At 73.6% G+C, this 21,141-nt stretch carries 21 protein-coding genes and 1 pseudogene; 15 read left to right on the plus strand and 7 right to left on the minus strand.

What is annotated here, in order from left to right; genetic code table 11:
- The coding region (locus ABD52_RS26890; protein WP_200905242.1) for a GlxA family transcriptional regulator at window positions 1-978 on the minus strand (978 nt) is incomplete at its 3' end.
- Between the two features lie 70 nt (window positions 979-1,048).
- Between ABD52_RS26890 and ABD52_RS26895 the strand changes: the two genes are divergently transcribed.
- Window positions 1,049-2,347 carry an MFS transporter gene (locus ABD52_RS26895; RefSeq protein WP_013474148.1) on the plus strand — a complete coding sequence of 433 codons (1,299 nt, stop codon included), beginning with the start codon at window positions 1,049-1,051 and terminating at the stop codon, window positions 2,345-2,347.
- A 50-nt stretch (window positions 2,348-2,397) separates the two neighbouring features.
- On the opposite strand, the gene ABD52_RS26900 is transcribed toward ABD52_RS26895, so the two are convergent.
- From ABD52_RS26900 to ABD52_RS26910, 3 genes are read right to left on the minus strand one after another with little or no spacing between them, the layout of a single operon-like run.
- A complete protein-coding gene (locus ABD52_RS26900) occupies window positions 2,398-3,120 on the minus strand; it encodes an RICIN domain-containing protein (RefSeq protein ID WP_013284252.1) in 723 nt (240 codons plus the stop codon).
- A 58-nt stretch (window positions 3,121-3,178) separates the two neighbouring features.
- Window positions 3,179-3,463, minus strand: a complete 285-nt coding sequence (locus tag ABD52_RS26905) for a DUF427 domain-containing protein (RefSeq protein ID WP_047893625.1) — start codon at window positions 3,461-3,463, stop codon at window positions 3,179-3,181.
- Window positions 3,464-3,503: 40 nt separating this feature from the next.
- Complete coding sequence (locus tag ABD52_RS26910; protein ID WP_114921202.1) at window positions 3,504-3,974, minus strand: aminoacyl-tRNA deacylase; 471 nt, start codon at window positions 3,972-3,974, stop codon at window positions 3,504-3,506.
- A 93-nt stretch (window positions 3,975-4,067) separates the two neighbouring features.
- Between ABD52_RS26910 and ABD52_RS26915 the strand changes: the two genes are divergently transcribed.
- The 8 genes from ABD52_RS26915 to ABD52_RS26945 all read left to right on the plus strand — a co-directional run bounded on the left by ABD52_RS26915 (window position 4,068) and on the right by ABD52_RS26945 (window position 11,606).
- Window positions 4,068-5,453, plus strand: coding sequence for an FAD-binding oxidoreductase (locus ABD52_RS26915; RefSeq protein ID WP_013284255.1), 1,386 nt, complete (start codon window positions 4,068-4,070; stop codon window positions 5,451-5,453).
- A complete protein-coding gene (locus ABD52_RS26920) occupies window positions 5,450-6,793 on the plus strand; it encodes a class I SAM-dependent methyltransferase (protein WP_047893626.1) in 1,344 nt (447 codons plus the stop codon). Before ABD52_RS26915 ends, ABD52_RS26920 begins: the two co-directional genes overlap by 4 nt.
- Before the next feature lie 91 nt (window positions 6,794-6,884).
- Complete coding sequence (locus tag ABD52_RS26925; protein WP_030273010.1) at window positions 6,885-7,445, plus strand: helix-turn-helix domain-containing protein; 561 nt, start codon at window positions 6,885-6,887, stop codon at window positions 7,443-7,445.
- Window positions 7,438-8,265, plus strand: coding sequence for an SRPBCC family protein (locus ABD52_RS26930; RefSeq protein WP_047893627.1), 828 nt, complete (start codon window positions 7,438-7,440; stop codon window positions 8,263-8,265). Before ABD52_RS26925 ends, ABD52_RS26930 begins: the two co-directional genes overlap by 8 nt.
- Before the next feature lie 78 nt (window positions 8,266-8,343).
- Window positions 8,344-8,577, plus strand: coding sequence for a zinc-ribbon domain-containing protein (locus ABD52_RS26935; protein ID WP_013284259.1), 234 nt, complete (start codon window positions 8,344-8,346; stop codon window positions 8,575-8,577).
- Window positions 8,578-8,812: 235 nt separating this feature from the next.
- Entirely contained in the window at window positions 8,813-8,962 is a 150-nt protein-coding gene (locus tag ABD52_RS39880; RefSeq protein ID WP_161801646.1) for a hypothetical protein, read from the plus strand.
- Window positions 8,963-9,033: 71 nt separating this feature from the next.
- Window positions 9,034-10,104 (plus strand): hypothetical protein, encoded by a 1,071-nt coding sequence (locus ABD52_RS26940; protein ID WP_047893628.1) that lies wholly within the window; start codon window positions 9,034-9,036, stop codon window positions 10,102-10,104.
- Window positions 10,101-11,606 carry a hypothetical protein gene (locus tag ABD52_RS26945; protein WP_030273009.1) on the plus strand — a complete coding sequence of 502 codons (1,506 nt, stop codon included), beginning with the start codon at window positions 10,101-10,103 and terminating at the stop codon, window positions 11,604-11,606. Before ABD52_RS26940 ends, ABD52_RS26945 begins: the two co-directional genes overlap by 4 nt.
- Before the next feature lie 10 nt (window positions 11,607-11,616).
- On the opposite strand, the gene ABD52_RS26950 is transcribed toward ABD52_RS26945, so the two are convergent.
- Window positions 11,617-12,570: a S41 family peptidase gene (locus ABD52_RS26950; RefSeq protein ID WP_047893629.1), complete on the minus strand. Its 954-nt coding sequence runs from the start codon at window positions 12,568-12,570 to the stop codon at window positions 11,617-11,619.
- 77 nt (window positions 12,571-12,647) lie between these two features.
- On the opposite strand from ABD52_RS26950, the gene ABD52_RS26955 reads away from it, so the two are divergent.
- The 5 genes from ABD52_RS26955 (at window position 12,648) to ABD52_RS26975 (ending at window position 17,495) form a co-directional block, all read left to right on the plus strand.
- The gene (locus tag ABD52_RS26955) at window positions 12,648-13,145 is read left to right on the plus strand and encodes a transcriptional regulator (protein ID WP_013284263.1); all 498 of its coding nucleotides are present in this window, start codon (window positions 12,648-12,650) and stop codon (window positions 13,143-13,145) included.
- Window positions 13,146-13,274: 129 nt separating this feature from the next.
- Window positions 13,275-15,554: a bifunctional diguanylate cyclase/phosphodiesterase gene (locus tag ABD52_RS26960; RefSeq protein WP_225319768.1), complete on the plus strand. Its 2,280-nt coding sequence runs from the start codon at window positions 13,275-13,277 to the stop codon at window positions 15,552-15,554.
- Between the two features lie 130 nt (window positions 15,555-15,684).
- Entirely contained in the window at window positions 15,685-16,317 is a 633-nt protein-coding gene (locus ABD52_RS26965) for a hypothetical protein (protein WP_047893630.1), read from the plus strand.
- Between the two features lie 107 nt (window positions 16,318-16,424).
- The gene (locus ABD52_RS26970; protein ID WP_013284266.1) at window positions 16,425-17,183 is read left to right on the plus strand and encodes a MerR family transcriptional regulator; all 759 of its coding nucleotides are present in this window, start codon (window positions 16,425-16,427) and stop codon (window positions 17,181-17,183) included.
- Between the two features lie 27 nt (window positions 17,184-17,210).
- Window positions 17,211-17,495 (plus strand): putative quinol monooxygenase, encoded by a 285-nt coding sequence (locus ABD52_RS26975; RefSeq protein ID WP_047893631.1) that lies wholly within the window; start codon window positions 17,211-17,213, stop codon window positions 17,493-17,495.
- 6 nt (window positions 17,496-17,501) lie between these two features.
- On the opposite strand, the gene ABD52_RS26980 is transcribed toward ABD52_RS26975, so the two are convergent.
- Window positions 17,502-19,013, minus strand: a complete 1,512-nt coding sequence (locus ABD52_RS26980) for an SLC13 family permease (RefSeq protein WP_047893632.1) — start codon at window positions 19,011-19,013, stop codon at window positions 17,502-17,504.
- A gap of 22 nt (window positions 19,014-19,035) precedes the next feature.
- Window positions 19,036-20,577, minus strand: coding sequence for a gluconokinase (locus ABD52_RS26985; protein ID WP_047893633.1), 1,542 nt, complete (start codon window positions 20,575-20,577; stop codon window positions 19,036-19,038).
- Window positions 20,578-20,843: 266 nt separating this feature from the next.
- Between ABD52_RS26985 and ABD52_RS26990 the strand changes: the two are divergent.
- Window positions 20,844-21,141, plus strand: a pseudogene (locus ABD52_RS26990) (hypothetical protein); the annotation flags it as partial.

The raw sequence follows: 21,141 nt of genomic DNA on the forward strand, positions 1-21,141 counted from the left end.
CGTCGCAGGGGACGGGTGGCGGAACGTGCGGCGGTAGGCGGTGGGGGATACGCCTACCCGCGCGTGGAAGTGCTGTCGCAGCGCGGCAGTGGTGCCGAAACCCGCGTCCCGGGCGATCCGGTCGACGCTCAGATCCGTCGTCTCCAGCAGCACCCGGGCGTGCTCGGTGCGCTGCTGGAGCAGCCACTGCGCCGGGCTGAGCCCGGTCTCGGACCGGAAGTGCCTGGTGAACGTTCGGACGCTCATCCGCGCGTGCGCCGCCATCTCGCGCAGCGCCACCGGCTCGTGCAGCCGCTGCCGCGCCCACTCGCGGGTGGCCGCTGTGCCGTTGTCAGCGCCGCGGGGTACCGGCCGCTCGATGTACTGGGCCTGCCCACCGTCGCGCCACGGCGGCACCACGCAGCGCCGGGCGGCCCGGTTGGCCACCGCGCTGCCGTGGTCCGTGCGGACGACGTGCAGGCACAGGTCGATTCCGGCGGCCACCCCGGCCGAGGTGAGCACGCGGCCGTCGTCGACGAAGAGCACGTCGGGGTCGAGCCGTACGCCGGGGTGCAGGCGGCGGAAGCGCGACGCGTACGCCCAGTGCGTGGTGGCCGGGCGGCCGTCGAGCAGGCCGGCGGCGGCGAGTACGAACGCGCCGGTGCAGATGGACATGACGCGGGCGCCCCGGTCGTACGCGGCCCGCAGCGCCTGGGCCACCTCGGCGGCAACCGTGCCGTCGTGCAGCGGCGAGCCGGAGTGGATGCCGGGGACGATCACGGTGTCGGCGCGCTCCAGCAGCTCCAGGCCGTGGTCGGGGAGGACCTGGAAGCCGGCGCTGCTGCGTATCGGCAGGCCGCCGGGGGTGCAGGTCGCCACCGTGTACAGCGGGGTGCTGTCGTCGGCGCGGGCGGCGCCGAGAACCTGGGCGGGGGTGCCGAGGTCGAGCGCGACCACGCCGTCGAGGGCGAGGACGGCGACCCGGTGCGGTACGGACATGGCCCGATTATTGCGCACAATGGCTTTCCGGCCACTCGTCGCAGGAACCGCCCGGTCCGAGACTCGATTGGTGACACGATCCCGCCTGCACCCGGCCTGGCTCGTCGCCGCCGTGGCCTTCGTCGCGCTCGTCGGTGCCGCAGGTTTCCGCGCCACCCCGGGCGTGCTGCTGCACCCGCTGCACGCCGAGTTCGGCTGGCCGCTGGCGACCATCTCCGCCGCCGTGTCGGTCAACCTGCTGCTGTACGGCCTCACCGCGCCGTTCGCCGCCGCGCTGATGGACCGGTTCGGCATCCGCCGGGTGGTGGCCGGTGCGTTGGTGCTGGTGGCCGCCGGCAGCGGCCTGACCGTGGGGATGACCGAGAGCTGGCAGCTCCTGCTGTGCTGGGGCGTCCTCGTCGGGCTGGGCACCGGCTCGATGGCGCTGGCGTTCGTGGCGACGGTGACCGGGCGCTGGTTCGTCAAGCGGCGGGGACTGGTGACGGGTGTGCTCACCGCCGGGGGCGCGGCCGGGCAGCTCGTCTTCCTTCCGCTGCTCGCGGTGCTGGTGCGCGACCACGGCTGGCGCACGGCGGCACTCGTCGTCGCCGGGGCCGCGCTGGCGGTCGTACCCCTTGTGGTGTGGTTGTTGCGGGAGCATCCGGCGGACCTGGGGCGGCCCGCCTACGGCGCGACCGAGGTCGTGCCGCCGGCCCGGCCGGAGGGCGGCGCCGCGGCGCGGGCGGTCGGCGCGCTCGCCGCCGCCGCGCGGACGCGGCCGTTCTGGCTGCTCGCCGGCGGTTTCGCGATCTGCGGCGCGACCACGAACGGCCTGGTCGGTACGCACTTCGTGCCGGCCGCCCACGACCACGGCATGCCGGAGACCACAGCCGCGGGTCTGCTCGCCGTGGTCGGGCTCTTCGACATCGCCGGCTCGATCGCCTCCGGGTGGCTCACCGACCGGGTCGACGCCCGGCTGCTGCTCGGTGCCTACTACGCGTTGCGCGGGGCGTCGCTGCTGGTGCTGCCGAGCCTGTTCGCCGGTACGGCCGAGCCGAGCATGCTGGTCTTCATCGTCTTCTACGGGCTGGACTGGGTGGCGACGGTCCCGCCGACTGTGGCGTTGTGCCGGGAGTGGTTCGGCGCGTCCGGCGCCGTGGTGTTCGGCTGGGTGTTCGCCGCGCACCAGTTCGGCGCCGCGCTGGCGGCCACCGGCGCCGGTCTGGTCCGGGACCGGCTCGGCGACTACGCGCTGGCCTGGTACGTGGCGGGCGCGCTGTCGGTCGGCGCGGCCGGGCTGTCGCTGCTGCTGCGGCGCCGTCCCGCCGGCGAACCCGCGCTCGCGCTGCCCGTGGCGGCGGGCCGGCGGGCCTGGAGCTACCGCGGCTGACGGGTGGGCGCCACCGGGGCCGGCGGGGCGGCGCTACCGGGGCCGACCGGTCAGCCGGCCGCCCACTGCTGCTCGGGAGCGCCGCTGCACGGCGCCTGCTCCAGCTCGCGGCCGGGCTCGGTGCCCGCGTCGTCGACCTGCGCGCACTTGCCGCTGTGCACTGCCACAAGCAGCGCCGCACCGTCACCGGCCTGCTGGAACCGCCACTGCTGGTTGGCCTGCCCGTTGCAGGACCACTGCTGCACGTCGACGCCGTCGTCGGTCTTCGCCTCGTTGACGTCCAGGCACTTGCCGCTCGCCGCGTTGACGAGCAGGTAGGTGTCGTTCGTGACCGGCGTGACCACCCACTGCTGCTCCGGCCCGCCGGTGCAGTCGGCCAGCGCCGCCTGCGCGCCCTCGGCCTCGTCGCCCGTCACGCCGAGGCAGCGTCCGGACGGCACGCCCCGGATCACCTTCGGCGTGGCCACCGGCGCGGCGGGTGTGCTCGGCGCCGCGCTCGGCGAGGGCGACGACGACGGCGTGGGCTCCGCCGTCGGTTCCGCGCTCGGCTCGCTCGGCTCCGCTGTGGGCACTGCCGCCGCCGGCACCACCGGCCGGTCGTCACCGCCGCCGAGCACGCCGGTGGCGAAGAAGACCCCGAGGAGTACGCCCGCCACGCCGACGCCCAGCGCGATCCGCATCAGCGGGTCCTGGGGCAGCCGGACACCACGGGCGCCACGGGCGCGGCGGGCGCCGTAGACGGTGCCGGACGGGTCGGAGTGCGGGTCGGCCATGGGGGCATAGTGACCCACCGGGGCCGCCGGGTGCCAGTCGCCCCGGCGGCACGGTGACTCAGTCGACGACCCGGACGTCCTTCCAGAACGCCACCCGGTCGCGGACCATCTCCGCGTCCGGCTTGGGATCGGGGTAGTACCAGACGGCGTCCGGGCTGGTGGCGCCGCCGTTTTCGAGCGTGTAGTACGAGGCCGTGCCCTTCCACGGGCAGACCGTGTGGGTGTCGGACTCCCGGATCAGGTCGTCGCGCAGCGCGGCACGGGGGAAGTAGTGGTTGCCCTCGACCACCACTGTGTCGTCGCTCTCGGCGACGACGAGGTCGTTCCAGACGGCTTTCGGCATGTCCTCCACGCTATGCCGGTGGGCGCGTGCCGGCCACCGCTCAGCGCGTCGGCTCCTCGTCCGTCACGTCGGCCACCGTCGCGCCGAGCGCGGCCAGCGCGGTGTCCGCGTCGACCGCGACGGCGAGGCCGTGCTCGCCCGCGCCGAGCGTGATCTCCCGGCCGCGCAGCCGCTCGTCGGCGACCACCGGCCAGGCGGTGGTGGCGCCGAACGGCGTGATGGTGCCGCGCGCGTACCCGGTGGCGGCCTTCGCCGCCTCGGCGTCGGGCATCGACAGCCGGCTCACCCCGAGCAGGGCGCGCAGCTTCGGCCAGGAGATCACCCGGCCGCCGGGCGTCAGCACGAACAGCAGATCGCCCTCGCCGCGGCGGACCACGATCGTCTTGACCACGTCGGGCACCTCGACGCCGCGCGCCGCAGCCGCCTCGGCGAGGCTCGCGACCGGGCCGTGGCGGATCACCCGGTACGGCAGGCCGGCGTCGTCGAGTGCGGTGAGCGCGGGATTCGGCATGGCGGTCACGGTAACGCGCGCGTCGTCGGCCGGTCGCGGAATGGCCACCGTGGACATCCCACGAATTGTCGTACCCGAGCGTAAGGTGATCTCATGCACGCTGTCCGTGATCATGAACGGGCGGTGGACACGCTGCGGCGCTCCTACGCCGCGGTGCCCGCCGGGGAACCCGTACGGCTGGCCAAGCAGACCTCGAACCTGTTCCGGCCCCGCTCCGCGCCGCGTACGCCCGGCCTGGACGTGAGCGGCCTGACCGGGGTGCTCGCCGTGGACCCGGCGGCCCGCACCGCCGACGTGCAGGGCATGTGCACCTACGAGGATCTGGTCGACGCGACGCTGCCGCACGGCCTGATGCCGCTGGTCGTGCCGCAGTTGCGCACCATCACGCTGGGTGGGGCGGTGACCGGGCTGGGCATCGAGTCCACCTCCTTCCGCAACGGCCTGCCGCACGAGTCGGTGCTGGAGATGGACGTCCTCACCGGCGCGGGGGAGATCGTCACGACCCGGCCCCGGGGCGAGCACGCCGACCTGCACCGCGCCTTCCCCAACTCGCTGGGCAGCCTCGGCTACGCGACCCGGCTGCGCATCGAGCTGCAACCGGTCCGCCGGTACGTGTCACTGCGCAACATCCGGTTCACCCGGCTGGAGGAGCTGGTCGACGCGATCGGCGAGGTGGTCGCCAAGGGCGCCTGGGGCGGTGAGCCGGTCGACGCCATGGACGGGGTGGTGTTCAGCCCCGGCGAGGCGTACCTCGTGCTCGGCACGTTCACCGACGAGGCCGACGACGGCCCGTCCGACTACACCGGCCAGGAGATCTACTACCGCTCGCTGCGCCGGCGCACCCGGGACGCGCTCACCGCGTACGACTATCTCTGGCGCTGGGACACCGACTGGTTCTGGTGTTCGGCGGCGTTCGGGGTGCAGCACCCGGTGGTGCGGCGGCTGTGGCCGCGGCGCTACCGGCGCAGCGACGTCTATCACCGGATCGTGCGGCTGGAGCACCGGCACCAGGTGGCCGCCCGGGTCGACAGGTGGCGGGGCCGCCCGGCCCGGGAGCGGGTGGTGCAGGACGTGGAGGTCCCGCTCGACCGCACGCCCGAGTTCCTGCGCTGGTTCGCCGCGAACGTGGGCATGACGCCGGTGTGGCTGTGCCCGCTGCGGCTGCGCGAGCCGTCCGGTCCCGGGTCGGCGAAGGCGTGGCCGCTATATCCGCTCCGACCGGGCGAAACGTATGTGAACATCGGCTTCTGGGGAAGCGTCGCCATCGCGGCGGGCGCCGCCGACGGCGACGTCAACCGCCAGATCGAGCGCATGGTGTCGGAGGTGGGCGGTCACAAGTCGCTCTACTCCGACGCGTACTACGACCGGGGGGAGTTCGACCGCCTCTACGGCGGGGACACCTGGCGTGCCGTGAAGGACCGCTACGACCCGGACCACCGACTCACCGGACTGTACGAGAAGGCGGTATCCCGAGCATGAGTCTGACCGACCGAACACCGGGGGCGGCGAGCGCCCCGGCCGGCCCGCCGGCGGGCGGGCGGCGTACCGGACCCACAGTCGCGGACGTGGTCCGCGCGGTCACCACCGGCGACCTGCCCGTCCGGGTCACCGGCTACGACGGCAGCACGCTGGGCCCGGCCGACGCCGGGATCACCCTGGCGATCCGCACCGAGCGGGGCCTGTCCTACCTGCTCACCGCGCCGGGCGACCTGGGCATGGCCCGGGCCTACGTCAGCGGCGACCTGGGGCTGGAGGGGGTGCACCCGGGCGACCCGTACGAGGCGCTGCGGGTGATCAAGGACGAGGTGCCGCTGCGGATCCCGGCGATGAGCGAGGCGCTCGCGCTGGTCCGGGGCCTGGGCTGGGAACGGCTGCGCCCGCCGCCGCCCCCGCCGCAGGAGGCGGCGCCGCGCTGGCGGCGGCTGATGACCGGCCTGCGGCACTCGCGCATCCGGGACAGCACTGCGATCTCGCACCACTACGACGTGTCGAACGCCTTCTACGAGAAGGTGCTCGGGCCGTCCATGACGTACACCTGCGCGGTCTTCCGCAGCCCCGGCGACACCCTGGAGGAGGCGCAGCGCAACAAGTACGACCTGGTCGCCGGCAAGCTGGCGCTCAAGCCGGGGATGCGGCTGCTGGACGTCGGCTGCGGCTGGGGCGGCATGGTCCGGCACGCGGCCCGCGAGTACGGCGTCAAGGCGCTCGGTGTGACGCTGTCGAAGGCGCAGGCCGACTGGGCGCGGGCCGCGATCGAGCGGGAAGGACTGAGCGAGCTGGCCGAGGTGCGTCACCTGGACTACCGGGACGCGCCGCGCGAGCAGTTCGACGCGATCTCCTCGATCGGGCTGACCGAGCACATCGGGGTGCGCAACTACCCGGCCTACTTCGGCGCGCTGCGCTCCCGGCTCAAGCCCGGCGGGCGGCTGCTGAACCACTGCATCACCCGGGCCGACAACCGGGCGCCGCACCGCTCCGGCGCGTTCATCGACAGGTACGTCTTCCCGGACGGTGAGCTGGCCGGTCCGGGCCGGCTGATCAGCGAGATCCACGACGCCGGGTTCGAGGTGCACCACGAGGAGAACCTGCGTCAGCACTACGCGCTGACGCTCGCCGGCTGGTGCCGCAACCTGGTCGAGCACTGGGACTTCTGCGTCGGCGAGGTCGGGCCGGGCACCGCGAAGGTGTGGGGGCTCTACATGGCCGGCTCCCGGCTGGCGTTCGAGCGCAACGGCATCCAGTTGCACCACGTGCTCGCCACGCACAACGGCCCGGAAGGGGTGAACGGGTACCCGCTGCGTCCGGACTGGACGCCCTGACGCGACGTACCGACGAAAGGCCGCGCGGACCGCGCGGCCTTTCGTCGAAGCCATTGACAAAGAAGTTTTGTACGTACAAACTGATTTTGCCATGAGAGACGTCCTGTACCTGGAACAGCGCGAGCAGGCCGAAGTCCTGCTCAAGCCGCAGCGCATCGAGGTGCTGCGGCAACTCGCCGAGCCCCGCACCTGCACCGAGGTCGCGGCCCGGCTGGAGCAGACGCCGCAGCGCGTCTACTACCACGTCAAGCAGCTCGTCGCGGCCGGGCTGGCCGAGCAGGTGGCGCAGCGGCAGGTGCGCGGCATCACCGAGGGCATCTACCAGGCCGTCGCCCGGTCGTACTGGCTCTCGCCCCGCCTGGTCGGCCGCATCGGCGGCACCCGCCGGGCCCGCGACGAGCTGAGCCTGGGCTACCTGCTCGACCTCATGGAGGAGGTCCAGGCCGACATCGCGGCGCTCGACCGCGCCGCCCCCGAACTGCCGTCCATCGGCGTCTCCGGCGAGATCCGGGTGCCCGCCGAGCGGCGGCAGGAGTTCCTGCACGACCTGCAGACGACGCTGCAGGACCTGTTCACGCGCTACGGCGGCGCCGAGGGAGACGCCTTCAAGCTCGCCGTGGCCTGCTACCCGAAAGGCGACACGCATGACTGAGCCGATGATCATCCGCGCCCGCCTCGCCGCCCCGGTGGCGACCGTCCGCCGGGCCCTGACCGACGCCGCCGAGCTGCGCGTCTGGCTGGCCGAGCACGCCGAGGTCGAGCTGCCCCGGCGGTACGAGTTCTGGGGCCGCTACACGCCCGAGGGCGACGCGCCACACCAGCGGCTGCTGCACGCCGACGACCGGACGCTGCGCTTCGCGTGGACGCTCGACGGGGTGGAGACCACCACCGAGTTCGAGCTGGAGCCCGACGGCGACGCCACCGTACTCACGCTGCGGCAGACCCACTTCAGCTTCGAGGAGGCGATGAGCGGCAGCAGCATCCGGGGCGTGCTCCAGACGTTCTGGTACCTGGCGATCGCCAACCTCAACGACCACCTCGACGGCCGGCCGCTGCTGCCGCGTACCGACTTCACCTCCGCCGATCTGCGCGGCGAACTGCTGATCGACGCCCCGATGGACAAGGTGTGGACGTCACTCACCGACTCCGAGCAGGCCGGCGCCTGGTTCGGCTACCCGATCGGCATCGAGCCCTGGGAGGGCGGCCGGTACGCGATGGGCGGCTTCGACGCCGGTGAGGCCGCGAAGGTGTTCGACGTGACGCCGGGGCGGGCGCTGTCCATCGACTGGGGACCGACCGGCGTGACCTCCTGGGAGCTGGACGAGTCCGAGGGCCGGACGAAGCTGACGTTCGTGCAGTCCGGCTTCGACGAGGGCAACCCGCCGTACGGCGCCTGGACCGGCATCGTCTCCGGGTTCGCCGAGCTGCGACGCTTCCACGAGGTGCCGGACTGGAAGCCCATCTGGCTGTAAGGAAGGGCCCCCTCTTAACGCCTCCGGTAGAGGAGGGGGCCCCTTTTAACACGGGCGCCGGTTGGGTAATGCCGGGCGATGTTCTTCATCTTCGGGCTGCGGACCAAGGTTGTCCGGTCCGGCGTCGTCACCGCTGTCTGCCGCAACTGCGGCAACCAGGCCGCCCAGGTGATCACCCGCCGGGTCACCAAGTTCAGCCTCTTCTTCATCCCGCTGATCCCGCTGCGCACCCGGTACGGGCAGCAGTGCACGTTCTGCGGCGCCCAGTACGACATCTCCCGCGCTGAGGCCGAGCGCCTCCCGGTCGGCTGACCGGTGACCCGCTTCCTCTGCTGGCTGATCGGCCGGCAGCCCGCCACTCCGATCGCCCCGCCGGTGCACACCGCTGCCCGTCCACCCTGCACGCCCGGGCGCCGGCACCGCCGCCGGCGTCGTCCGGTGGCGGGAGCGCAGTCCCCGCGCTCGCCCTGGAACCGCTCCGCCGACCGCTGACGGCGTGGCCCGACCCCGGTATCGAACCGAAGAACCATCGCGAGCTGCTCGCTCAGTGCTGCACCGGCCGCCGGCCGCCCGAGCCGACCTGCTGTGCGTCGTCGAGCCCTTCGACCGGGAATTCCATCGCCGTACCGTGCCGGTGCCCTGGCCGGTCAACGACTGGGAGCGGGGCTGGGGGTGGCGACGCCTGAGGGAGATCTGACCGCCGTGTTAAGAAGGGGCCCTTCCTCTACCGGAGGCGTTAACAAGGGGCCCTTCCTTACACTTCATCGGATGGAGGAGCGGCTGGCGCAGATCCGGGGTGGTGGGCCGCCCCGGCGGCACAACGCCCGTACCGTCGCCGCGCTGACCGGCAACCCCGGCTGCACCCGCCGCGCCGTGCTGGACAGCGCGGGCGCGGACAAGCCGGCGCTCGCCGAGCAGCTCGGCTTCCCGGCCCGGTTCGGGCAGTCCCGTTTCGCGATCACCCGCGGCAACGCGTTCGAGGCGCAGGTCAAGGCCGCCGACGGGGCGGAACTGCTGCGCCTGGTCGCGGAGCGGCTCGGCGTACCGGTGCCGGAGGCCGCGACCTGGACCGACCTCGGCGCCGACGACGACCGGCCGGAACGGTCCCGGGCGGCGCTGACCGCGAGCGGCGACGGCCCGGCACTGTTCGACCACCCGCTGCTCGGCTTGGACGTGGCCGGCACCCGGGTGCACCTGGAACCGGACCTGGTCGCCGCGCGGCTGGCCGGCCGGTTCCACGTCGTGGAGATCAAGTCGTTCCCGGTGATCGACGGGCAGGCCGACCCGGGCAAGGTCGCCGCCGCCGCGATCCAGTCCGCCGTCTACGTGCTGGCGCTGCGCGAGCTGCTCGCCGCCGAGGGACGCGACCCGGAGCTGGTGTCGCACGAGGTGGTGCTGGTCTGCCCGCGCGACTTCGCCAACCAGCCGGTGGCCAGCCTGCTCGACGTGCGCCGGCAACTGCTGGTGCTGCGCCGCCAACTGGCCCGGATGGCCCGGGTCGAGGAGTTGCTCGCCGCCGTACCGGCCGGGTTCACGGTCGACCCGGCGGCCGATCCGGCCACGCTCGCCGCCGCGCTGCACCAGGTGCCCGCTCGCTATGCACCCGACTGCCTGGCCGCCTGCGAGCTGGCGTACTTCTGCCGGCACGAGGCGCGCGGGCAGACCGGCGCGCTGGGCCGGCCGGTCCGTGAGGCGCTGGGCGGCGTCGAGGACGTCGCCGACGTGCTGGCGCTCGCCGAGGGCGTAACCGCGCCCGAGCCGGAGCAGGCGGAGGCCGCCGCGCTGCTGCGGGCCGCCGCGCGCCTGCGCGCCGACGCCCTCGCCGGACACCCCGCGTGAGTACGCTCCGCGCACTCGCCCGGGCCCAGGCGGTCGCCACCGGGCGGGCCCAGCCGGTCGCCACGGTCCGCCACCTGCACCTGTCCGACCGGCCGCTGGTGCTGGTGCCGCTCGCGCTGGCCGGTGAGGCGAACGCCCCGCTCGCAGCGATGGTCGGCGCCGCGCCCGACGAGGCCCGGCTGCTCGTGGTGCCGCAGCCGCGCAACCGGGACCAGCGGTTCGCGTTCGCCGCCGAGCTGGCCGCGATCGTGCTGCCGTACCTGGACGAGTTCCGCGACCTGACCGAGGCGGTGCCGGTGGACCGGGGCCGCGACGTCCGCCACCGGTACGTCGACGCGCCGCAACTGCTGGTGCCGAACCCGGCCGGGATCACGTTCCTGCGGCTGTTCGGCCGTTCCACCCGGTTCCGCCGTACCGACGGCGACTATCCGGTGCACCAGTCGGTGCCGCTGCTCGGCCGCTGGCTGACGTTCTTCGCCGAGCGCGCCGAGCAGCCCGGCTCGTCGGCGTTGCTGGCGCTCACCGAGGCGCTGACGTTGCACTGGGCGACCGGGCAGAGCGTGGTGGAGGACCTGCACCTGCCGGCGGTGCTGGGCTGGCTCGACCCGCCGGCCGGGCTGACCGGCGCCGAGGCGGCGGCCCGTGCCGAGGATCCGGCACACTGCCCGCCGGCCGGTCCGGCCACCGACCCGGACTTCGACAACCGCCGGCTCGCCCCCGCTATCGAGGCGTACACCCGGGCCGAGGACGACCCGGCGGCCCGCGCGGCCGCGTACGACGAGCTCGCCGGCCTGCTGCGCGACCAGCTCGCGCCCACCTGGGAGCTGATGTGGCGCGGCGTCGGGCTGTTGCGGGCGCTGCCGGCCGGCGCGCGGGTGGCGGGCCGGTGGGCCGGTGACCGGGACGCGTTCACCGCGCACGCCGAGCACGTCGACGCCGGGGGCGGCCCGCAGCCGCGGCGCGACGGCGCGGTGGCGGCGGCGCTGCGGTTGCAGCGGCTGGAACGGGCGTCGACAGCGTGGGCGGTGCAGCGCGCCTACGACGATCCGCTGGTGATGGCCGAGCACCGGCTGTCCGGGGAGGCGTTCGTCGGCGAGGTGACGCTCGCCGACCCGGCGCGGGTGGACGACTCCGGCAAGCGGCCGGTGCTGCGCCCGCGCATCCAGGTGGTCACCACCGAGCCGGTGCCGATGCCGGTGGGCGCGACGCTGTATTCCCCGGCCCGCCCGGCGCAGAAGGCGAAGGTCGTGTTCGTGACGCCCGGCGCCGACGGCAAGACCGAGGTGGTGCTGGAACTGTCCGGCGGGATGGGCCGGGGGCTTACCGCGCCTCCCGGCAGCGTGCCCGAGGTGGGCGAGCGGATCTGCCTGACCAGCTTGTCCGACGGCTTCCTGCCGGGCGGCGCGTTCCCGGCGCCGGAGGAGACGCCGTGGACGCACGGCGGGCCGCCCGGCACGGCCGTCGCGCCGCAGGACCCGGCCCCGGCGGAGGACTGGTCCTGACCCGCGCGGCTCAGCCCAGGGCGGCGAGAGCCGTCCGCGCCTCGGCCGCCGTCGGCCGGTCCGGGTCCGCTGCGAGCAGCGCCTCCAGGCTCCGGCGGTACGCGACGTCGCGCGCCCCGTCGGCCGGGCTCGCCAGGTCCGGGGTGACGCCGCAGCCCTCCCAGTTGGTGCCGCTCGCCGCGTGCACGGGCCGGGCCACCGGCACCGTCAGTTCCAGGTGCGGGTGCAGCCGGTGCCCGACGCGGGGATGCGCGCCGCCCCGGGTGGGCTCACCGACCACTGTGGCACGGCCGAACTGCTGAAGGTCGTACGCCAGTTCCTCGCCGCCGGAGAAGGTCGCCGGACCGGTGAGCACGTGGACCGGCTTCTCCGGCGCGTAGCGGGGGACCGGCAGCCAGGCGGCGCTCCAGAACTGGCGGGTGGCACCGGAGCGCTCGTGCATGGTGTGCAGGTGCGTCGGCTCGGCGAAGAACCAGCCGCAGAGCAGCGCCACCCCGTCCGGGCTGCCGCCCTCGGTGCGGCGCAGGTCGAGCAGGAGCGCGTCGGTGCCGGCGAGCAGCCGCAGCGCGGCGGTCAGCGCGTCGCCGGCCAGGTCGGGCGGGAACACGTACGGCTGGATCTCCAGTAGCCCGACGTTTCCCGGCAGCCGTTGCACCCGGGTCACGCCGCCCATGCCGAGCGCGGCGAGGCGTGCGAAGTGTTCCTCGGTCGGGTCGTCGGCCTCGTCGGACAGCGGCTGGTCGTGGTGCTTGAGCCGCAGGTGCAGGTCGCGGTTCGCCGACTGGAGGTCGGCGGTGACGAGCGCGCCGAGCGTGGCGGGGTCGCCCGCACCGGCGTACGCCCCGGCGCGCAGGCGCTCGCGCAGGTGGCCGGCGACCCGGTCGGCGACGTCGGGCAGGACGTACTCGTCGGCCACCAGGGCGGCGGCCCGTTCGACGATGGCGGTGATCTGGTCCGGATCCATCGAGTCCCCGTTCTCGCGGTGGGGGAGAAGTAGAGCAGCCGGTTGACAAAGCGTCAAGAGAAATAGACGCTTTCGCGGTGACCGACGATCCGCTGGAGATCCGCGACCCGGCCCAGTTCAAGGCGCTGGCCCACCCGTTCCGGCACCGGCTGCTGTTCGCGCTCGGAGCCGGTCCCGCCACGCTCAGCCAGCTCGCCGCCCGTCTCGGCGCGGCGAAGGGCACGGTGGCCCACCATCTCGCGGTGCTGACCGAGGCCGGCATGGTCCGCCCGGCGCACAGCCGTCAGGTCCGGGGCGGCACCGAGCGCTACCACGAACGCACGTTCCGCCGGCTCGTCGGCGCCGACACCGACGCGGGCGCCACCGCTGCGCTGCTGGGCGCGTACGCCGAGGAACTCGCCGGTGACCCCGACCCGCTCGTGCACCTGCGACACCTGCGGCTCACGCCGGCCCAGGCCCGGCGCCTGCGGTCCACGCTGGACGAACTCGTGGGCGAGGCCGAGGAGGCGCCGCCGGGGCAGCCGCGCTACGGCGTGCTGGTCTCCCTCTACCGGCACCCGCCTGCGGTCCGCTGACCGACAGTCGTCGACTCTGGCGGCAGTCCCCGGCGCTGGCTAGGCTTGCGCCGTCCGTCGTCCGGTCCTCGTCGTCGAGGGTGCACGTCTGGAAGAGAGCCGGAGCGCATCGTTGTATCCCAGCACGACGTGAGCCTCGCCGTCGCGGCGCCGGCCCGTCATCCGCTCGTCGGCCGTGTCGGACTTGTCGCGGCCGCTGTCGTCGTACTCGGGGAGATGGCCTGGCTGGCCGCCCGTCTGCCGGGCGCAGCGCTGGTGAGCGACCTCGGCGCGATGGCGGTGTCGAGCTGGGCGGCAGTGCTCTGCGCCGGCGCGGCGCGACGTCAGCCGGCCGTGTTGCGCCGGTTCTGGGAACTGCTCGCCGCCACCATGGCCCTCGCCGCGCTCGGCCGTGCGGTGTGGACGGTGGAACGGCTCGGCGGGCTCGGCCTGCCCCACACGCCGCTGGTGGGGGGCCTGTTCGCCGCCGGCATCGTCACCGGCACCGCCGCGCTGCTCTGCTCCCGCACCGGCCCGCGCAGCGTGATCGGCCGGGCCCGCACCCTGCTCGACGGGGTCATCGTCGGGCTGGCCCTCATCCCGATCGGCTGGGTGGTGGTGTTCCACCGGATCACCGACGCCGAGCTGGCCGACCCGATGCGGACGTTCGGGCTGCTCTACCCGATGTTCGACCTGATGCAGCTCACCATCCTCGTGGCGGTCGCCGGCCCGGGCCGGCCGATGTGGCGGGCGCTCACGGTGATCGGTGCGGGCCTGGCGATCCGGTCCGGCGCGGACGCCGTCTACGTCTCCCTGGTCGCGCGCGGCGACTACACGCCGGGTCACCCGGTCGACGTCTGCTGGCCGCTGAGCTACCTGCTGGTCGGCCTGGCCACCCGCTATCCGCCGCCGAACGACGGGGAGGGCGAGGACGACGTGGTCGACTCGCCGCTGCCGCCGTGGTGGCGGGTCGCGCTGCCGTACCTGCCGGTGGGCGGCGCGATCGTCGCGGTCCTGCTGTCGCGGCAACCCAGCGGGCAGACCCCGCAGGTCGTCTTCGTCGGCATGATGGGCCTGCTCGGGGTGCTGGCGCTGCGCCAGGGGCTGGCCGCGAACGAGAACCTGCGGCTGGTCGGTCGGCTGCGCCGGCTCGCGTACTCCGACCAGCTCACCGGCCTGCCCAACCGGCTGACGTTCGTACGGCGGCTGCGGCGGGCGTTGCGCGGGGGTGGGCCGGTCGCCGTGGTGCTGCTCGACCTGGACGGCTTCAAGCAGGTGAACGACAGGTTCGGGCACGCCGCCGGGGACCGGCTGCTGACCACCACCGCGGAGCGTATGCGGGACGCGGTCGGCCCGGACGGGATGATCGCCCGTCTCGGCGGCGACGAGTTCGCAGTGCTCGTCGCAGGGGAGCGCCCGGTGTCACCCGAAGGGCTCGCGGTCCGGCTGCTGGCAGCCCTGGAACCGCTGCCCGGCGAGGAGGATCTGGGCGTCCACCCGTCGGCGAGCATCGGCATCGCCGAGTACGGGCCGCAGCACACCTCGCACACCGACCTGCTCCGGGACGCCGACATCGCCATGTACGCGGCGAAGGCGGCGGGCAAGGCCGCGTACCGGACGTGCACGCCGGAGCTGCGCGAGTCGGCGGTCAGCCGGGCCGAACTGATCGCCGACCTGCGCCGCGCGGTGGACGAGGGCCAGTTGCTGATGGAGTTCCAGCCCATCGTCGACCTGGACACCGGCACGGTACGCAGCGCCGAGGCGCTGGTGCGCTGGCGGCATCCCCGGCTGGGTGTGCTGACCCCGGCGCGGTTCCTGCCGCTGGCCGAGGAGACCGGGCTGATCGTGGCCATCGACAGGTGGGTCATCCACGAGGCGTGCCGGGCCGCGGCCACCTGGCGCGAGCACGCGCCGGACGTGACTGTGGCGGTGAACATCGCCGCCGCCCACCTGTGCCGGCCGGACCTGATCGCGACTGTCACCGGCGCGGTCGGCGCGGCCGGCCTGCCGCCCCGCGCGCTCACCCTGGAGCTGACCGAGTCGGCGCTGATCGAGGGCAGCGAGTCGGTGCTCGACCGGCTGTCCCAGCTGCGCGACCTCGGCATCCGCATCGCCATCGACGACTTCGGCACCGGGTACTCCTCGCTGAGCTACCTGCACCGTATCCCGGCCACCGAGCTGAAGATCGACAGGTCGTTCGTGTCCCGGCTGGACGCCGGCGACGCCCGCGCGTACGCCACCGTCGAGATGGTGAACCGGCTGGCCGGCGCGTTCGACCTGGCCGTGGTGGCCGAGGGTGTGGAGACCGTCGCGCAGCACGCGGCGGTCACCGCGATCGGCTGCCGGCAGGGCCAGGGCTGGCGGTACGGCCGTCCGGCCGCCCTGCCGGACCTGCTCCCCGCACTGTCCGGGGCCGGAGCCGAGCGCTGACCGGCCCGGGTCGACGGGGGCCGAAGGTCCCGGACGGGACAGGGGATTCGACCCTGCTCACCGGCGGTCCGCCGCGGCCATGATGGTTCTCGTCAACAAGACGAACACACCCTCCACACGGGAGTTTGATATGAAGCGACGGACGCTCGATCTGCTGTTCAGCATCGGTGGGCTGGGCCTGGCGGTCCTGCTGCTCGTCGTCGGCGTCGTCCTGACGACGAACGCCAACTTCGCCAACGACTACGTACGCGACCAGCTCGGCGCGCAGCACATCACCTTCACCCCGGCGGACAAACTGTCCGACGAGGAGAAGAAGTCGGACTGCCTGCGCGAGTACGCCGGCCAGAAGATGACCACCGGCAAGCAGGCCGAGTGCTACGCCAACGAGTACATCGGCCTGCACCTGAAGAACATGGCCGGTGGCAAGACCTACGCCGACCTGGGCGAGCCGCAGAGCGCGCTGCGGGCGCAGGTGGCCCAGGCCGAGCAGAGCAACGCCGCCAACCTGGCCGACCTTCAGAAGCAGCTCGCCGAGGTGACCGCCCAGCGGGAGACCGTGTTCAAGGGCGAGACGCTGCGCGGCCTGCTGCTCACCTCGTACGGCTTCAGCGAGTTCGGCCGCAAGGCCGAGCAGGGCGCCCTGGCCCTGTACCTCGGCGCGGGTCTGCTCCTGCTGCTCTCGATCGCCGGTCTGGTGCACGCCTTCCGCACCCCGGCCAACGCGACCTTCGCCGCTCCCGAGAAGGAGAAGGTCACCAACTGACCGCACCGACGACGCCCCCGGCCGATCCTGGTCGGGGGCGTCGTGCTGTCCGGCTTGACCCTCACGCAGCGGGAGGCGGGAGTCTTGGTCGCGGAAGGGAGGGAACCATGCCGTACACGGTGGGACAGGTGGCGCGGGCGGCCCGGGTGACGGTCCGGACGCTGCACCACTACGACGAAATCGGGCTGCTGCGGCCCAGCGGGCGCACGCCGGCGGGCTACCGCCGCTACGACGAGGCCGACCTGGACCGGTTGCAGCTCATCCGGTACTACCGCGAGCTGGGGTTCCCGCTGGAGGAGATCGCCGAGATCCTGGACGATCCGGACTCCGACCCGGTGGCGCACCTGCGCCGGCAGCACGAGCTGCTGTCCGGGCGGATCGGGAAGCTCCAGGAGATGGTCGCGGCGATCGAACACGCGATGGAGGCGAGGACGTTGGGGATCCAGTTGACCCCGGAGGAGCGGTTCGAGGTGTTCGGTGACTTCGACCCGGACGAGCACGCCGAGGAGGCGGAGCAGCGCTGGGGCGGCACCGAGGCGTACCGGCAGTCGCAGGAGCGCGCGGGCCGCTACTCGAAGGAGGACTGGCTGCGCAACAAGGCGGAGAACGAGGACTGGGGGCGGCGGTTCGTCGCGCTCATGGACTCGGGCGCGCCGGCTGACGGCCCGGAGGCGATGGCGCTGGCCGAGGAGCACCGGCAGCTCATCACCAAGTGGTGGTACGACTGCTCGTACGAGATCCACACCGGCCTGGCCGACATGTACGTGGCGGATCCGCGGTTCACCGCGTACTTCGAGACGCTGCGGCCCGGGATGGCCGCGTACCTGAACGAGGCGATCCACGCCAACGCGATCACCCGGTCCTGACCGGGAGCGGGTGGCAGGATGGCCGGCATGCTCATCGTCGCCGGCACCCTCTACGTCGATCCGGCCCGGCGGGACGCCTACCTGGCGTCCTGTGAGGCCGCCGTCCGCGCGGCCCGGGAAGCGCCCGGCTGCGTCGACTTCGCGGTCGGCGCGGACCTGGTCGAGCCGGGCCGGATCAACGTCTACGAGCGGTGGGAGTCCGACGAGCAGTTGCTGGCGTTCCGGGGCTCCGGCCCGGAGGCCGAGCAGGTGACGGAGATCCTCGGCGCCGAGGTGCACAAGTTCCGCATCTCCGGCGTCGAGGCTCCGTGACCGTCGCTAGATGAAGACGTCGAGAAGCAGGACGCCGAGGAAGCCGACCACCGAGATGATGGTCTCCATCACCGACCAGCTCTTGATGGTCTGCCCGACTGTCAACCCGAAGTACTCCTTCACCAGCCAGAAGCCGGCGTCGTTGACGTGGGAGAAGAACAGCGACCCGCAGCCGATGGCCAGCGCCAGCAGCGCCACCTCGGGGCCCTGGAGCGTGGCGGCCAGCGGCGCGACGATGCCGGCGGCGGTGATGGTGGCGACGGTGGCCGAGCCGGTGGCGACCCGGATGCCGACCGCTACCAGCCAGCCGAGCAGCAGCGGCGAGAGGTTCGCACCGTCGGCGGCGTTCGCGACCAGGTCGCCCACGCCGGCGTCGACGAGTACCTGCTTGAAGCCGCCACCGGCGGCGACGATCAGCAGGATGCCGGCGATCGGCGGCAGCGAGCCGCCGAGGAAACCGGAAACCTGGGTACGGCTGAAGCCGGACCGGTAGCCCAGGAAGATCATGGCGAAGATGACGCCTGCCAGCAGCGCGATGATCGGGGTACCGACGATGTCCAGCGCCTTGCGGCCGGCGGTGTCCTCGCCGAGCGTCAGCTCGCCGACCGCCCGCAGCAGCATCAGCACCACCGGCAGCAGCACCGTCACCACAGCCGCCCAGAGCGCCGGGGCCCGGCGCGATCGCCGCCCGACCGGCTCGTCGATCGCGCCGCCGGGCCGTCCGGTGCCCGGGTTGACCAGGTCGTCCGCGGTGACCAGGTCGCCGTCGGCGTCGAGCCGGCCGTCACCGGGCCGGGTCGGGCTGCGGTCGACGGCGGCGTCGCGCCGGGTCGGCAGCAGTTCGGCCGGTGCGGTGGCCGGCACGTACCGGGCGATGAAGTTGCCGAAGACCGGGCCGGCGATGATCACCGTGGGGATCGCCACCAGCAGGCCCAGGGCGAGCGTCTGACCGAGGTTGGCGCCGAGCGCGTCGATCGCGACCAGCGGCCCGGGGTGTGGCGGCACCAGGCCGTGCAGCACCGACAGGCCGGCGAGCGCGGGAATGCCGATCTTCATCAGCGGCACGTTCACCCGCAGCGAGACCAGCAGCACGATCGGCACCAGCAGCACCACGCCGACCTCGAAGAACAGCGGCAGGCCGATGAGCGCGGCCACACCGGCCATCGCCCAGGGCAGCGCGGTTCCGGAGACCCGGCCGACCACCCGTTCCACGATGCCGTCCGCCCCGCCGGACTCGGCCAGCAGACCGCCGATCATCGCGCCGAGCGCGATCAGCAGGCCCACGCCGCCCACAGTGGAGCCGACGCCGCCGCTGAACGACGTGACGATCTTGTCGACGGGTACGGCGGCGACCACGCCGAGCACCGCGGCGCCGAGGATCAGCGCCAGGAACGGATGCACCTTGCCCCACGCGATGAGCAGTACCACCGCGGCGATGCCCAGCAGGGCCGCGAGGACGAGCTGGGTGTCACCGGCGTTCGTGAGCGGTTCCGCGGGTGCGGCGAGCAGTGTGACCACGGCTATCACGCCCTTCGGTCGGTCAGCGGGGTGGTGCGGTGGGTGGTGGTTCCGGCGGCAGGCTCGGGGCCATCCGCCGCAGGGACGCGAACGTGGGTACGAGGGCGTCGTACAGCTCGGAGAAGAGGGGGAGCAGTGCGGCGTACGTGGCGGCGGAGGCGGGATCCGGGCGGACCGTCTCCTCGATCCGGACCAGATCGGCGGCGACCTCGATCGATTCGATCAGGCCGAGCGCCTGCATGCCGAGCAGCGCCGCGCCGAAGCCGGACCCCTCGTGCCCGGCGGGGAACCGCACCGGCATGCCGAGCGCGTCGGCGAGGATCTGCCGCCACAGCGCGCTGCGGGCGAACCCGCCGCTGGCGCGGACCTCACGTACCTCGTTCCCGGCGGCCCGGACCGAGGCGAGGACCAGGGCGAGCTGCTGGCAGACGCCCTCCAGCGCGGCCCGGACCAGGTGCGCCCGGCCGTGGCCGTGGGTCAGCCCGACGTACGCGCCGCGGGGCAGCGCGCTCCAGTGCGGCGCCCGCTCGCTGAGCAGGTACGGCAGCATGATCAGCCCGCCGGAGCCGACCGGCGCCGTGGCGGCCAGGTCGAGCAGCTCCTCCTCGGCGTGCTCGCCCAGCTCGGGGGCGAGCGCGTCGTTCGCCCACTGGAGGACGATGCCGCCGTTGTTGATGGCGCCGCCGACCACCCAGCGGTCCTCGGTGAGCGCGTAGCAGAACACGCCGCCGAGCGGGTCCACGCCGGGGCGTTCCACCATCACCCGCATCGCGCCGCTGGTGCCGATCGAGCAGGCCACCACGCCGGGGCGTACCGCGCCGAGCCCGAGGTTCGCCAGTGGCCCGTCGCCGGCGCCCACCACGAGCGGGGTGTCCACAGGCAGCCCGGTGGCGCGGGCCGCCTCGGGGGTGAGCCCCGGCAGCACGTGGGTGGTGGGTACGAGCTGGGGGAGCTGTTCCTCGGTGATGCCGGCGAGGCGGAGCGCCTCGGTGTCCCAGGCCAGCCGGTGGATGTCCATCAGGCCGGTGGCGGAGGCGACCGAGTGGTCGGTGACGAGCGCGTCGGCGAGCCGCCGCAGTACGAGATCCTTGATGCCGACCCAGTGCGCGACCCGCTCGTGCAGCTTCGGTTCCTGCTCGGCGAACCAGACCAGCTTGGGCAGCGGCGCCATCGGGTGGACCGGGGTGCCGGTGCGCCGGTGCAGGGCGAGCCCGGAGGGCGCGGCCCGCAGGCGCTCGGCCTGCGCGCTCGCGCGGGAGTCGGCCCAGGTGATCGACGGGGTCAGCGGGGTGCCGTCGGCGTCCAGCCCGATCAGGCTGTGCATGGCGGTGCTGAACGACAGGCCCGCAACCGGTACGCGCAGCTCGTCCACCACCGCGCGGATCACGCCGAGCACGGCTTCGTGGATGAGGTCCGGATCCTGCTCGGCCCAGCCCGGGTTCGGCTCCTCCAGGGGGTAGCCGATCGAGTGGCTGGCCAGTTGCCGGCCGGTGGTGTCGAACGCGACGGCCTTGGAACTGGTGGTGCCGATGTCCACTCCCACCACCACGGCCGGGTCGCCCACCGGTGCACCTCCTCGCCGCCCGGGGGCCGCGCTCCGCCCCGCCGTTGCGGCTGACGTTACCGACGTGTCCACGCGCGCGCATGACGAAGCGGGACCGCCGGGAGCCGGTGGCACGGAACGTGAATCGACGCGGGAGTTTCCGCCGATTGTGTAGGTCAATCAGCCGATCGGTCTAATTGGCGACTTTCGCGTGTCTTCGTACCCCTGCCGCACAGTTGACATGAATGACACCCCGATTGGTGGGCTCGCGCGGCGGAGGAGTCGGCGTGACGAAGACTGATTCGACGGGTTCCACATGGCGGTACCGGTGGGCGCACCGGCAGAACGAGCGGCGTCAGCGGGCCTTCCGCGCCGCCGACGAGGCGTGGCGACGCCGCGACGACGAGCTGCGCCGCCTGCGTACCCTCGCGGTGTCCTTCCACGGCTCGGCCCAGGCGGGCGTCGGCCTGCCGATGGAGCTGGCCCCCGGCGAGGTGGTCTTCTGGACACTCCCGGCCGCGCAACTGGTCGAGGTCCGGCACACAGCCGTGCTGCCCGCCCCCGAACTGACAGTCGACCCCGACC

This window comes from Micromonospora sp. RV43 (assembly GCF_001029515.1).
GTDB lineage: Bacteria > Actinomycetota > Actinomycetes > Mycobacteriales > Micromonosporaceae > Micromonospora > Micromonospora aurantiaca.